Here is a 13,479-nt window from a genome sequence, read left to right as displayed (position 1 = left end):
TGCTTGAACACGTCCCAGTCTATGCATCCGGGGGTTCACCCCGACCGGCAAACCGCCGAAATGCCCACCTGGGGATGGCACGTATTGCTCGGCACGGGGGTGATTCGCGGCCGTTGGGGGGCGCGGGTTGGCGAACATCCGGTTGGGGGCACAACGAAAAGATCCCCGGTTCGAAAACCGAGGATCTTTTCTCATATGTGCGCGAAGGGGGACTTGAACCCCCACGCCCTTGCGAGCACTGGCACCTGAAGCCAGCGCGTCTACCAATTCCGCCATTCGCGCATATCTCAACCTGCTTCAGTCGTTGACTTCAGCAGCGAGATCAATCATATACACCAATTGTCAGAAAGTACTAATCGAGAACACCTTTGTGATCAGGGGCACATTTCGGCAACCTTCCCGCGGTGTTGTTCGTTGCATACCAAGTGGCAATTTTGGCCACATTTACATCCCACACAAAGGCAAGACCAGTAGTATCGAAGGTGGTGTAGAGCATCCACGCTCTGCACCGCACTGCCAGAAATGGCGAAACCACGCGAATGGAACCAAGGAAGGGAGCGAAGCGATGGGTCTGATCGACAATGTTGAACGCGGACTAGAGAAGCTTGTCACTAGCGTCTTCCGCGGCACTAGCGGCTCGGAAGTGAAACCGGTTGAGATTGCATCCCGGTTGCGGAACTCCATGGATGCCAAGTCCCTGACAATCTCGCAGGGTCGCACGCTGGCACCCAACCACTTCGCGGTTCGCCTGTCCGACACCGATTTTGCGAAGGCCCGGGAATGGGGCGCGCCCCTTGCCCAGGAGTTGTGCTCCATAGCCATGGAACACGCCAAGAGCCAGGGCTACACCCTTCAAGGGGCCATCGAGGTCAATTTCCGAAAGGACCTTGAGCTCAGGGGCGGCGTCTTTGAAATCGACGCAACCATTTCGGAACCGAGCCGGCAAGAAGTCCGCCAGGCTCCGACGGCACCCCCCGCACCACCGGCACCCCCTCGCGGGCCTGCCCAGATGCAGCCCGTTCTCGACATCGCCGGACAGCGGTACGCGCTGAACCACGCAAGCATCGTCTTGGGTCGATCCGCCGAAACCGACATCCCCATTGACGATCCAGGCGTTTCCCGCAGGCACCTGAAAATCGAGCAGCGCGGGAACACCACGTGGGCCGTCGACATGGGTTCCACCAATGGAAGTTTCGTCAACGGCCAGCGAGTCGTCGGCGAGACGGAACTGTTTGACGGTTCCAACATCTCCATGGGACAGACCCGCATCACCTTTAGACTCCTACCTCAAGCACAAGGAGGCCGCGCGTGAACGATCTAGTATTCACCGTCCTGCGGCTCGGGTTCCTCATTCTGCTGTGGCTCTTGATCCTCAGCATCATGGGGGCGCTGCGCCGGGATCTTGCCATTGGCGGCAAGGCCCGCACGGGCGCACCGACAGCGCGTGAAATTCGGAAGAATCCAGCACTTTCCCCCGCAACCGAGGCGCCGGCCAAGCAGCAGGCAAACACGCTGGTGATCCTGGAAGGGCCGCTAACCGGGATGCAGCACCAGCTCACGGCCAGCCCCATCCTGCTGGGACGCGCCCAGGAAGCAACCATCGTCCTCGAAGACGACTACGCCTCCGGACGCCATGCACGTCTCTTCCCGCAGGGGACGCGGTGGTTCATCGAGGATTTGGGATCCACCAACGGAACATTCCTTGGCGATGTGCAGCTCACACGCGCACAGCCCGTCGAACTTGGCCAGAAGATCCGGATCGGTAAAACGGTTATGGAGCTGAGGCCGTAACCATGGCGTTGATGCTGAAATTTGCGGCGCGGTCGGATGTTGGCAAGGTCCGCTCCAAGAATGACGACTCCGCCTATGTCGGCCGATACCTAGCCGTCGTTGCCGACGGCATGGGTGGGCACGTTGGCGGCGACGTCGCCAGCGCCTCGACCGTCCTGGATCTTGTGCATCTCGATGTCCCCGATACCCCGGATGCCGAAACGGTGCTGCCCGACGAGATCCAGGCGGCAAACCTGGTCCTCAATGAGCTGGTCAATGCCAACCCGAAGCTTTCGGGCATGGGAACCACCGTCACCGCCATGTTGCTGACCGGCAATGTCCTGCAGTTCGCCCACATCGGCGATTCCCGCGCCTACCGGCTCAAGAACGGCGTTTTTGAGCAGGTCAGCCACGACCACACGTTTGTCCAACGGCTTGTCGACGAGGGCCGGTTGCGCCCGGAGGAAGCCGAAATGCACCCGCACAAGAACGTTTTGCTGCGCGTTCTTGGCGATTCCGACGCCAGCCCGGAACTGGACATCAACCAGTACCCGGTTGAAGCCGGTGAACGGTGGATGCTGTGTTCCGACGGACTCAACGCCGTCGTGCCGGACTCCATCACCGAGCGAATCATGCGCGGAACCGCCTCCCTGGAGGAAACCGCAAACGACCTCGTGGAGACCACGCTGGCGCATGGCTCCCCGGACAACGTCACGATCGTGGTCTTTGAAGTGGTCGACGCCGATCCCGAAGCCGACCTGCCCCCCGAAGACCACTCCAAACCTGCCGCAGAATCCGCCGCCGAACCAGCGCCGGATACCGGCCAGCTGACCATTGCCGCAGAAGGCGGCCTGGAAGCCGGTGCCGCCCTGATCCGCCACGAAATGTCCAAGCGCCCCCACCTGCTGGTTGGAGCCGCTCAGTTGGCCACCGAAACGGGCAAGATCCCGGTCGTGACCCAGCGTTCGGGCGAAAAGCGTGCCGCGGCAATCCTCACCCACAAGGGCCCCGGGACCCAGACGGATGCACCCGAAGATTTCGAACAGAGCGAGCATCGTCCGCGCCGCTGGCTGGTTCCCACCTTCCTGGCTCTCATGGCCCTGATCCTGGCGGCCGTGTGCATCTGGGGCTACCTATGGACCCAAACCCAATACTTCGTGGGGAACCACGACGGCAATGTTGCGATTTTCAAGGGCGTTTCCCAGGACCTGGGCCCTCTCAAGCTTTCCCACGTGGATACCGTGACTGATATCCCGCTGGATGTGTTGCCTGAATACACCCGCCAGCGAATCCAATCATCGCTCCCGGCCCGGGATCTGGCGCACGCCCAGATGATTGTCAATGAGCTGACAGTGACCGTTAGACAGAACTGCCCCGTGGTAGTGCCGGAGCACCCGGGAGCACCCGCGGCGTCGACTCCACTGCCCTCTTACTGTCAGGAGATCAGACCGTGAGCGAGCTAGAGACGGCGCCGATCCCACGGCGCAACTTGGAACTGTTGCTCCTCCTTCTTGCCCTAGCCGTCGCCATGGCAGCCTACTACCTGGTCGGCATCAATAGCGATGAAGGGTTGAGCAAAGATTTCATCACCCAGGGGCTCTTCCTGGCCGGCCTCGCGCTGGTCTTCCACGTGGTCCTGCGCATCTGGGCAAAATATGCCGATCCGATAATACTTCCGGTGACGGTGGCACTGAACGGCATCGGCCTTGCCATGATCCATAGGATCGACCTTGCCCGCAACGACAACCAGGCTTTCCGCCAAATCCTTTGGACCGGCGTGGCAATGGTGGTTGCGATGGTCGTTTTGTGGTCGATCCGCGACCACCGGGTCCTGCGGAAGTTCACCTACACCGCACTGGCTGCTTCCATTGTGCTGCTCTTGCTTCCATTGATCCCGGGGCTCGGCATTGAGCTCAACGGTGCCCGTATTTGGGTCAAGTTTGGCAACAGCCTCACCTTCCAACCAGGTGAGCTTGCAAAGATCACCCTGGCCATATTCTTTGCCGGGTATCTTTCCTCGAACCGCGAACTAATTCTCTTGGCCGGCAAAAAGATCGGACCGTTGCAGCTGCCACGCGCCCGGGATCTGGGCCCGATGCTCGTTGCGTGGCTCGTGAGCATCGGCGTGCTGGTTGTCCAGCGCGACCTGGGTTCATCGATCCTCTTCTTCGGGCTGTTCATGGTCATGATCTACGTTGCAACGGCGAGGGTGAGCTGGATTGTCATCGGCACGCTCATGCTCGCGGGCGGCGGCGTTTTCGCATATCTGACGATGAGCCACGTGACCCGACGCGTCAATGGCTGGCTAAACGCCTTCGACCCCGACATCTACTACGCGACGGGCGGAAGCCGGCAGATCGTCGAAGGCCTCTTTGGCATGGGGGACGGAGGGCTGCTGGGAACGGGTCTGGGCAACGGCAGCCCGTATTTGGTCCCGTTGGCCAACAGCGACATGATCGTGGCGGCCCTGGGCGAAGAGCTCGGGCTCATCGGCCTGTCGGCAATTGTGCTGATGTACTTGATCCTCATCAGCCGCGGCATGCGCGCAGCACTGGGCTCGCGGGACGCCTTCGGCAAACTGCTGGCCACCGGGCTGTCCTTCACCCTGGGGCTGCAGTGCTTCGTGGTCATTGGCGGCGTCACCCGGCTCATCCCGTTGACCGGCCTGACGACGCCGTTCATGGCCGCCGGCGGTTCATCCTTGCTGGCAAACTGGATCATCGTGGCGCTCTTGCTCCTGATTTCCCACAATTCACGCCGCCCCATGCAGGCCGGCCTTTCCGCGACCGCCGAGGTCGCCACGGAAGCACCCCGTCGACAAAAACTCGCTAAGGAGGCGAAGCGATGAATCAGGCAATCCGAAATACGTGGATCGCAGTGGTGCTGCTCTTCGTCCTGTGCCTGGGCGCCCTGAGCTATGTGCAGTTCTTCGCCGCAGAGGACTTGAACAACAACGCGCTCAACAAGCGACAGCTTTTCCGTGAGTTCGACTTGCCGCGCGGCGCGATATTGGTCGATGGCAAGCCGATCGCCGAATCAAAGCCTTCCGAGGGCCAGTTCAAGTACCAGCGCGTCTACACCGACCCCGAGCTTTATGCGTTCCTGACAGGGTTCTACTCGCTGACCAACAGCTCGACGCAGCTGGAATCCGTGATGAACGACGAGCTGACCGGGCAAAGCCAGGACCAGTTCTTCGACCGCATGATCAACCTGTTCTCCGGCCGGGCCAACGAGGGCGCCTCGGTCGAGCTGACCATCGACGGCAAACTCCAGAAGTTCGTTTACGACCTGATCCCGGATGGAACCCGCGGCACCATCATCGTCTCGGAGCCAAAAACCGGAAACATCCTGGCCATGGCCTCCAAGCCCAGCTACGACACCAACCTCCTGGCCGTCCAAAGCTCGAAAGAGGCTGCGGCGAACATGAAGAAGCTGCTCAAGGTCCCGGGACTTAGCCCGTACGTGAATCCAGCATTGGGCAACCTGACCGCTCCCGGATCGACTTTCAAGGTCCTGGACTTGGTTGCCGGCATCGAATCGGGGAAATACGACGCCGATACCGTCATGAAGAACCCGGCGCGGGTGACCCTGCCGGGCACCACAACCACCCTGGGGAACTTCTTCGGGGGAAACTGTGCCGCAAAGACGGAGGCTCCGCTGTCCTTCATCGTGGCGCAAAGCTGCAACACCCCGTTCGTCGAGATGAGCAAAGAACTTGGTGCCGAGCCGTTTGAAAAGGTCACCAAGAACTTCGGCTTCGGCCAGCAGCTGAACATCCCGTTGCGGGTAGTCCCCAGCGTCTTCCCGCCAAACCTCGACCCGGCCGCATTGGGCCAGTCGGTGATCGGCCAGCGCGATGTCAAGGCAACCGCCATGCAGATGAACATGGTTGCCATGGGCATCGCCAACGACGGCAAGATCATGCAGCCAAACCTGATCAAGCGGGTGATCGGCCCGGACTTGAAGGTCCTCTCGGAGACCAAGCCCAAGGAATTCGCCACCGCCACCAGCAAGGACGTTGCCGACCAGGTCACCGACCTGATGCGCGGCCCGGTCAAGAGCGGAACCGCCGTCAGGGCGCAGGTGCCTGGCCTGGACATTGCGGCCAAGACCGGAACTTCGCAGATCGGCGGATCCGATCTGGTGAATTCCTGGATCACCGGGTTCGCGCCGGCGGACGATCCGCAAGTAGCTGTGACAATTGTGTTTGAAAAAATTGATTTTAAGACTGGATCCTCGTTGACCAGTCCCAACCTGAAGAAGATCCTAGAGGCGGTGTTCAACCAGTGAGGCCAATTTCCGGTATCACCCTGGGCGGTCGATACAAGCTGACCGACCGTATTGCCATTGGCGGTATGGGTGAGGTGTGGAGGGCCCGGGACCAGGTTCTCGGTCGCCTGGTGGCTATCAAGATCCTCAAGGAGGAGTACACCGGCGATCCGGGCTTCCTCCAGCGGTTCCGCGTTGAGGCCCGCCACACGGCTCTCCTGAACCACAACGGCATCGCCAGCGTCTTTGACTACGGAGAAGAAGAGGGATCCGCCTACCTGGTCATGGAACTGGTTCCCGGCCAGCCGCTGTCCACCATCATCGAGCGCGAACGCGTGCTGTCTCCGGACCGTGCGCTCTCGATCATTTCCCAAACCGCCAAGGCACTTGCCGCGGCGCATGTCCAGGGACTTGTCCACCGCGACGTTAAGCCGGGCAACATCCTGATGCTGCCCGACGGCCGCGTGAAGATCACCGACTTCGGCATTGCACGCATCGCCGACCAGGTTCCCCTGACTGCCACAGGCCAGGTCATGGGCACCGCCCAGTACCTGGCCCCCGAACAGGCCACGGGCCAGCAGGCCACCGGCAGCTCGGACATCTACGCGCTTGGCGTCATCGGCTACGAGCTTTTGGCCGGCCGCCGCCCGTTCACCGGGGAGTCGCAGATTGCCATTGCCCTCGCGCAGGTCAACGACACCCCTCCGCCGCTGCCCGAATCCATTCCGGTTCCGGTTCGCTCCCTGATCATGTCGATGCTGGCCAAGGATCCCGCGGATCGCCCGGCAGACGCCGAGGCATTGGCCGTTGCGGCCGATGCCATTCGTGCCGGCAACCCGGAGACCGCGACGATGGCCGTACCCGGGATGTTGCTCTTCTCCGGTTCGGATATGGCTACCCAGGCACTGGGGCAGACGCCGATTACGCAGGGCAATGAGACCGTTGCCCTCGAACCCGTCGATGAAACGATTTCCGCTGCGGCCCCGGCCACCAATGCGATGCCCCAGATTCCCGCGCCCGGCTCCGATCAGGCCGCGCCCGAGAACTTCGATTCGCTTCTGGGCGCCTCCCAGCCCTGGGAACCGGAAGAGGAGCCTGCCTACGAGCCGGCCTACCAGCAGGCATACGAGCAGGCCGACAGCCGCACGCCGGTCAAGAAGGGGCGCAGTCCTTGGACCACGCCGCTGATTGCGCTGATCATCTTGGTTGTCTTTGCCGTGATTGGCGCCTTGTTGCTGCCGATGCTGACCGGCGGGAACAAACCCGTGGAATCTTCCGCGAACACCAGCGCATCCGTTTCGGAGACCACCAAGAGCAGCGAACCCACGACCGAACCTACAACCGAGTCGCCTTCCAAGTCGCCCACGGAGTCCCCGACGGCCCAGAAGGTTGGTACGCCCAGGCTCTCCGGACTGACAGTCGAAGAAGCCGAAAACAAGCTCAAGAATCTCGGTCTTGTACCGAAGTCCCTTGATCCCGTCAACGATCGGCGCCCGTTCGGCACTGTCATTGAGCAGTTTCCTGCAGCCGGCGTCAAGGTGGAGCCGGGAACCGTAGTTTCCTATAGGTGGTCATTGGGTCCGGCCGAGACAGTAGAGCCGGAACCAACCGAGACGCCAACGTCGGAACCGACGGACACGTCAGAGACCCCGGAGCCAACCGACGAGTCAGCGACCACGGAAGCACCGGAGACAAGTGCGCCGCCATCGAAGACGTCCGAGTCGCCCAAGGCGAAAGGGGCTGTCGGGGGCATCCTGGGCAAGGACAAGACTCCCGCGCCGCCGGTGACCAACTAGATGATGATGGTGAATAGACGGTGACCGGTGAACGCATTCTGAACGGTCGCTACGTCGTTGGTGAGCTCATCGGCCGCGGCGGAATGGCCGATGTCCACTTGGGAACCGACCAGATCCTGGGCAGAAAGGTCGCAATCAAGCTTTTGCGACCCGAGATGGCGCGCGATCCGATGGTTCAGGCACGTTTTCGACGCGAGGCAAAGGCCGTCGCCGGCCTGAACCACCCCAACATCGTCTCCGTCTACGACACCGGCGAAGAAAACCGCGAAATCAACGGCTCCTTCGTCGATCTGCCCTTTATCGTGATGGAATACGTCTCCGGCCGCACGCTGCGCGACTTGCACCGGGCCGGTGAGATAACCGTCGATTTGGCAGTCGATTACGTCTTGGGTGTCCTTGAAGCGCTCCAACACTCCCACGCCATGGGAATTGTTCACCGCGACATCAAGCCCGCGAACATCATGGTTACGAGCCAAGGCGCACTCAAGGTCATGGACTTCGGCATTGCCCGTGCCTTGGCCGATTCCTCGAGCACCATGACCCAGACGCAAACCGTGGTGGGCACCGCACAATACCTGTCCCCGGAGCAGGCACGCGGAGAAACGGTCGACGCACGAACCGACCTTTACTCCACCGGTTGCCTCCTCTACGAACTGCTTACCGGCCGACCTCCGTTTACGGGGGACTCACCGGTAGCGGTGGCCTACCAGCACGTGGGGGAGCACGCTCCCGCTCCCAGCACCCTGAAGACGACGCTTCCGTTGATCTACGACGATGTGGTGCTCAAGGCTCTGGCAAAGGACCGCGAGGATCGCTTTGCGGATGCCCCTGCCTTTGCCGTGGCCTTACGCAACGCCCGCAACGGGATACCACTGCCTCCTGAAGAGCTCACGGCCGTCCTTCCGCAGGAACCTGCTCCCGCCACAAGCGCCTTTGCCGCGATCGCGGCGGAACCCGAACAGCCATTCCATACGGGTCACCTCGAGCCGGTGGGCGCGGAACACCACTGGGATGAAGAACCCATGTGGGAGCAGAGCCGTTCTGCGCCTGTCGATGACTACCGCGCCAAATCCAAAAAGGCGTGGACCGTGGTGCTCTCGATCATCATGGTTCTGGCCCTTGCCGTTGGCGGCTTGTTCTTCTACAACTGGATGCAGGCCGAAGCGGCACGCAATGCCTTGGTGACCATACCTTCCCTTGCCAATATGACTCAGGTGGAAGCCGAAGCGGCGCTCACCCGGCTGGAACTCACCCCCAAGCCCGAGGACGTCTTCAGCGACACTGTGAAGTCCGGTTCGGTGGTATCCAGCAACCCCGCCGCCCAGGCACAAGTCGTCAAGGGCACAGCAGTGACCCTGATGGTTTCCAAGGGCCCGGAAAGCCTAAAGATCCCAACCTCTCTTGCAGGGGCAACGGAGGTCACCGCCAGGGAAACCTTGAAGGATTTGGGCTTCACCATTGGTTCCGTAACCAGACAGAACGATCCAACGATTCCCGCGGGCTCTTTGGTGGGAACCGAGCCGTCTCTTGGCAGCCAGGTGAAGTCCGGAAGCAAGATCGACCTGATCCTGTCCACGGGTCTTGTCGTTGTTCCCCAACTGCTCAACCTGACTGAAGACGAAGCAAGGGAACTTCTGTCCGACCCCAAGTTTGGACTAAAAATCATCGTGCATGAGGAAGACGCGCCCCTCGGAGCCGAGGTTGGCGCCATCATCCACCAGGACCCCGACAGCGGTTCTACTTCGCCTCAAGGTGGAACGGTGACGGTCACGGTCGCCAAGGAGCCGGTGGTTGAAACCCCCACACCCACTGACGAACCTACGGACGAACCCACTGGCGAGCCGACCGACCAGCCCACTGACGAATCCACACAACCGGAGGATTCCACCGGAACGGATATCGTTCCCGGATCATTCGACGAATCCTCGAACAGGAGTTTCACCGGTACGGGAAATCAGGATAACTGGAGTCGCGGCCACGGGCTCTCGGACGACTAGGGTTCCTTAGCCGCGGTCTGTCAGACCCATCCATGCAGGTTGCAGAAGAACCCGCCAGAATCACTATTCTGGCGGGTTCTTCTGCAACTCGGGGGAGCGGGGCTTCTAGTGCCCGGTCTCCCTGATCAGCGGGCTGAGGGTCGCCGCGTGCGCTGCAGCACCAACGTGTCCCAGGGATTCCAGCCAGTTGCCGAGCATCTGGTAGCCGCCCTCGGTGAGCACGGATTCAGGGTGGAACTGCACGCCCCACAGCGGCGCGGTGCGGTGCGCCAGGCCCATGATGACGCCGTTTTCGGTCTCTGCCGTGATTTCCAGGCATTCAGGGATGCTTGAGCGCACGGCCGCAAGCGAGTGGTACCTGGTGGCGGTAAAGGGGCTCGGGATGTGGGCAAAGATCGGGTGTCCGGTGTGGAAAACCGGCGAGGTCTTGCCGTGCATGAGCTCCTCGGCATGGGTGACAATGCCGCCGTAGGCTTCGGCCAACGACTGGTGCCCAAGGCAGACACCGAGCATCGGCTTGAGTACGGTGCCGCACCACTTGATCATCTCTATGCACACGCCGGCTTCCGCGGGGTTGCCCGGACCCGGGGAAACCAACACGCCGTCGCGGGCCTCGGCCAGTTCAATGACCTCCGCCAGCGACAGGTCGTCGTTGCGCACAACAGTGGTTTCGGCGCCCAGCTCCTGGAGGTATCCCACCAGGGTGTAGACGAAGCTGTCATAGTTGTCGATCACAAGGATCTTGGGTGCGCTCACGGCAGCATCAGGCCAATCGTCGATTCGGTCCACGGGCTGTATTGGCTCAGCCACGGGAAAACAAAGTTCATCAGCAATAGTACGACTGCGACGAGCAATGCCGCTGCCAGGATGACTCGAAACCACAGCGGGCCCGGGAGGTGGTTAAAAATCCACGCATACATTCTTGGGTGCTTCCCTTCCTAGTTTTTCATCGTCTTGTGGACCAGATCGGCAATTTCCGCCGGGGGACCCGCATCGGACGGGCGCCACGATGTGAGTTCCGAATACGCAATGATTCGCATCCGGGTGGTGAACGGCGGATGGCAGCTGGTCATCGTCAGGATTGAGGTGGTTGGCTCCTGGCCGGGCTCGTGCGGAACGGGAAGCAGCACTTCACCCTGGGATGGGTGGACAATCTCCGTGTTGCGCCATTCATACGTATAGAAGCCTTCGCGCGTCTGCAGATAGATCTTGTCTCCGGCTTCGAACTTGTCGATGTCCCAGAACACCTGTCCGTGGGTCTGCCTGTGGGCGGCAACGGCGAAGTTTCCCGGTTCGCCGGGGGCTTGGGTCTCCGGGTAGTGGCCGATGCCGACGGAGTTCAAGACCTCGGGGCCGACCCCGTTGGTCACGGGATGGGCAAAGTCTTTACCGAAACGGGGGATGTAGAAGATTCCGAAGGTTTCGCCGTCCGGGATCTTGGCGATGGGTGCCGGACCGAAGTCCTGACCGCCGGAGTCACCGACCGTGAGCTCTTGGGCAAATTCAGAGGTGACTTCGCTTTGGGCACGGTTTGCGTCGAGGTTTGTCCACCACAGCTCCCAGGCAACAAAGAGGAGCGCGATGATTCCAAGAGTGATGAGAATTTCGCCGAACCCGCCAAGCAGGCGCTGGCCGACGGACGCTTTGGTCCGGAGCCTGGTCTCAGATCGTGTCATGGGGGCTCCCTCGTGCTTCCGCGGAGCAACCGTGAACCCGGAAACCTCCAGCTTGAGCAGATAGTATTAGCTATGGGTGGCACGGGATTCGCTTTCCATACCGCCTCTCTAGCCTACCGTTCGGACAACCACTCGTTGGATCGGTCCGAAGACTGAAGACTCAAGGAGATGCAGTGCCTGAATCCAAGACCCGTCGGAAGAACCGCAAGCCACAGGGCGGCGGCGAAGCCCGGACCTACGACAAGCCCCTGCCCAAGTGGTACAAGCCGGTGATGTTCGGCCTAATGCTCTTGGGCTTGGTGTGGATCATGGTCTACTACATTTCCCAGACGCTCTTCCCCATCCCCATGATTGGTGGATGGAATATCGTGATCGGGTTTGGCGTCGCCATGGTTGGTTTCTTCATGACAACCGGATGGCGTTAGTTAACTGCCTTTAGGCCGATGACGCAGCCGACCAGTCCAAGGATCAAGAGAATCTTGATGGGGCTGATCGATTCGTCACCGAAGATCATGCCGTAGGCCACCGCCAGGGATGCACCGATTCCCACCCACACCGCGTAGGCGGTTCCCGTGGGGATTTCTTTCATGGCCCACGCCAGGCCGACCATGCTGACGATGAGTCCACCGCCAAAGACGATGGAGGAACGAGCTTGGTGAAGCCTTCAGAAGCTCCCAGGGCTATGGCCCAGACTGCCTCAAATACACCAGAAATAATGAGTATGATCCACGACATTGCGCGTCACCGATTCCTTTCGGTGGCCGTCTTGTCGCTGTCCGGGTACGGCTCCATCGTCCGGGGAACGCTGAGGCGCTCCATCACACCAACAGTAGCAACTTCCGGGGTACTGAAATAATCCCGGCAAACTTCCAGAAAGGCAGCAATCACATGGTTCGCCCCGAGTCCACAGTGGATTCATCCCCCGTCCTCAAGCCGTCTCCTTCGAAGCTTTCGCCCAAGCGACTCTATGGCTTCCTTGCGGCTGCCGAGATGGTGACGTGGGCGCTTCTGATCTTCGCCATGATCATGAAGTACGGTGCCGACCAGCCGGAGTTTGTCAGGATTTTCGGAATGATGCACGGTGTGGTCTTCATCGCCTACGGTTTGGTGACCCTCTTTGTTTGGGCGAACGAGCGATGGAGCGTTTCCCGGGGCATTCTTGGATTGGCTACGGCGATCATCCCATTCGCCACTTTGCCATTCGAGCGTTCCGTCTTGCGCCGCGGATTGCTCAGCGATGCCTGGCGTTTGGCTCCAGGGCGCGACGAACCCCGTGGCTTCATTGAGAAGATCCAGGCCACAGCGCTACGCAGCCCGTGGATTGCGGCCGTCGCCGGAATCGTCTTGGTCGCTGCAATCACCACCGTGCTGTTGATCATCGGTCCTCCGGGCGGCAGCAAGTAGTCGCGCCTCACAAAACCCGGCTTCCTGGTCGCCTATTGCGAATCCGAGGCCGGGTTTTTTGTGCGCACATAGACTTCCTTGCGCACTGCTGCCACTACGCCGCCGGCTTCATCAAGGATCTCGACCTCGAACCACGTTGTAGCCTTGCCGCAGTCGGCAACTTCCTTCAGGAGTTCTTCAAGTTGGGCTTCTTCCAGTTCGAAACGACAGGTCAGGGTTCCATGGCCCGGTTTCAGGAACCTGATTTCCGCGGCCTTGTCCCAGACGATATGGCCGGGTCCGACATTGTGAAACACCATCATCATCCAAAACGGATCCGTCATGGAAAAGAGGGACCCGCCAAAGTGGGTTCCCACGTAGTTCATGTTCCACGGCCGTTGCCGCATCAGCACGGTCGCACTGCGCCAGTCTGCTGATATTTCCCGAACCTTGATACCTGCTCCCCAGAACGGTGGCCAGAGGGACATTCCGTGCTTAGCTAATCGCGGGTCGCCTGCAATTTTGGGAATGGACCTGCGGAAGAAATTCAGGATTGAGGCCTTTGGTTTCCGATTCGTGGCGTCCATG

General features: G+C 60.7%; 12 protein-coding genes, 1 tRNA gene, 1 pseudogene and 1 riboswitch. Of the genes and pseudogenes, 9 read left to right on the top strand and 5 right to left on the bottom strand.

Annotated features, from left to right (window positions below; translation table 11 throughout):
• Positions 1-198: 198 nt before the first annotated feature.
• Positions 199-282, bottom strand: a tRNA-Leu gene (locus tag ACFY5D_RS11855).
• A gap of 283 nt (positions 283-565) precedes the next feature.
• On the opposite strand from ACFY5D_RS11855, the gene ACFY5D_RS11850 reads away from it, so the two are divergent.
• The 7 genes from ACFY5D_RS11850 to pknB are packed head-to-tail and all read left to right on the top strand — an operon-like array spanning position 566 to position 9,832.
• Positions 566-1,312, top strand: coding sequence for an FhaA domain-containing protein (locus ACFY5D_RS11850; RefSeq protein ID WP_387529601.1), 747 nt, complete (start codon positions 566-568; stop codon positions 1,310-1,312).
• A complete protein-coding gene (locus ACFY5D_RS11845) occupies positions 1,309-1,791 on the top strand; it encodes an FHA domain-containing protein (RefSeq protein WP_387529599.1) in 483 nt (160 codons plus the stop codon). The genes ACFY5D_RS11850 and ACFY5D_RS11845 overlap by 4 nt, the downstream gene beginning before the upstream one ends.
• A gap of 2 nt (positions 1,792-1,793) precedes the next feature.
• Positions 1,794-3,224 (top strand): PP2C family protein-serine/threonine phosphatase, encoded by a 1,431-nt coding sequence (locus tag ACFY5D_RS11840; RefSeq protein WP_387529596.1) that lies wholly within the window; start codon positions 1,794-1,796, stop codon positions 3,222-3,224.
• Positions 3,221-4,618, top strand: a complete 1,398-nt coding sequence (locus ACFY5D_RS11835) for an FtsW/RodA/SpoVE family cell cycle protein (RefSeq protein WP_387529593.1) — start codon at positions 3,221-3,223, stop codon at positions 4,616-4,618. The genes ACFY5D_RS11840 and ACFY5D_RS11835 overlap by 4 nt, the downstream gene beginning before the upstream one ends.
• Positions 4,615-6,060 (top strand): penicillin-binding transpeptidase domain-containing protein, encoded by a 1,446-nt coding sequence (locus ACFY5D_RS11830; RefSeq protein WP_387529590.1) that lies wholly within the window; start codon positions 4,615-4,617, stop codon positions 6,058-6,060. The genes ACFY5D_RS11835 and ACFY5D_RS11830 overlap by 4 nt, the downstream gene beginning before the upstream one ends.
• The gene (locus ACFY5D_RS11825) at positions 6,057-7,835 is read left to right on the top strand and encodes a protein kinase (RefSeq protein WP_387529587.1); all 1,779 of its coding nucleotides are present in this window, start codon (positions 6,057-6,059) and stop codon (positions 7,833-7,835) included. Before ACFY5D_RS11830 ends, ACFY5D_RS11825 begins: the two co-directional genes overlap by 4 nt.
• 20 nt (positions 7,836-7,855) lie before the next feature.
• Positions 7,856-9,832, top strand: a complete 1,977-nt coding sequence (pknB, locus tag ACFY5D_RS11820; RefSeq protein ID WP_387529584.1) for a Stk1 family PASTA domain-containing Ser/Thr kinase — start codon at positions 7,856-7,858, stop codon at positions 9,830-9,832.
• Positions 9,833-9,937: 105 nt separating this feature from the next.
• On the opposite strand, the gene ACFY5D_RS11815 is transcribed toward pknB, so the two are convergent.
• Complete coding sequence (locus ACFY5D_RS11815) at positions 9,938-10,588, bottom strand: anthranilate synthase component II (protein ID WP_387529581.1); 651 nt, start codon at positions 10,586-10,588, stop codon at positions 9,938-9,940.
• A gap of 182 nt (positions 10,589-10,770) precedes the next feature.
• Positions 10,771-11,508: a class E sortase gene (locus ACFY5D_RS11810; RefSeq protein WP_387529578.1), complete on the bottom strand. Its 738-nt coding sequence runs from the start codon at positions 11,506-11,508 to the stop codon at positions 10,771-10,773.
• A gap of 173 nt (positions 11,509-11,681) precedes the next feature.
• Between ACFY5D_RS11810 and ACFY5D_RS11805 the strand changes: the two genes are divergently transcribed.
• Positions 11,682-11,933 carry a cell division protein CrgA gene (locus ACFY5D_RS11805; protein ID WP_387529575.1) on the top strand — a complete coding sequence of 84 codons (252 nt, stop codon included), beginning with the start codon at positions 11,682-11,684 and terminating at the stop codon, positions 11,931-11,933.
• Here the strand turns inward: ACFY5D_RS11805 and ACFY5D_RS11800 are convergent.
• Positions 11,930-12,243: pseudogene (locus ACFY5D_RS11800) on the bottom strand (DMT family transporter). The gene ACFY5D_RS11805 and the pseudogene ACFY5D_RS11800 sit on opposite strands and share 4 nt — an antisense overlap.
• A gap of 21 nt (positions 12,244-12,264) precedes the next feature.
• A riboswitch (guanidine-III (ykkC-III) riboswitch) is annotated at positions 12,265-12,328 on the bottom strand.
• A gap of 68 nt (positions 12,329-12,396) precedes the next feature.
• Between ACFY5D_RS11800 and ACFY5D_RS11795 the strand changes: the two are divergent.
• On the top strand, positions 12,397-12,912 hold the full coding sequence (locus ACFY5D_RS11795; protein WP_387529572.1) for a DUF3817 domain-containing protein: 516 nt from the start codon (positions 12,397-12,399) through the stop codon (positions 12,910-12,912).
• Positions 12,913-12,944: 32 nt separating this feature from the next.
• Here ACFY5D_RS11795 and ACFY5D_RS11790 read toward each other — a convergent pair whose 3' ends face one another.
• Positions 12,945-13,478 (bottom strand): YiiD C-terminal domain-containing protein, encoded by a 534-nt coding sequence (locus ACFY5D_RS11790; RefSeq protein ID WP_387529569.1) that lies wholly within the window; start codon positions 13,476-13,478, stop codon positions 12,945-12,947.
• Position 13,479: the final 1 nt, after the last annotated feature.

The organism is Paeniglutamicibacter sp. NPDC012692 (genome assembly GCF_042901625.1).
GTDB lineage: Bacteria > Actinomycetota > Actinomycetes > Actinomycetales > Micrococcaceae > Paeniglutamicibacter.
Note: the sequence above shows the minus strand (reverse complement) of the source record. Positions and strands in the feature narration are given on the sequence as shown.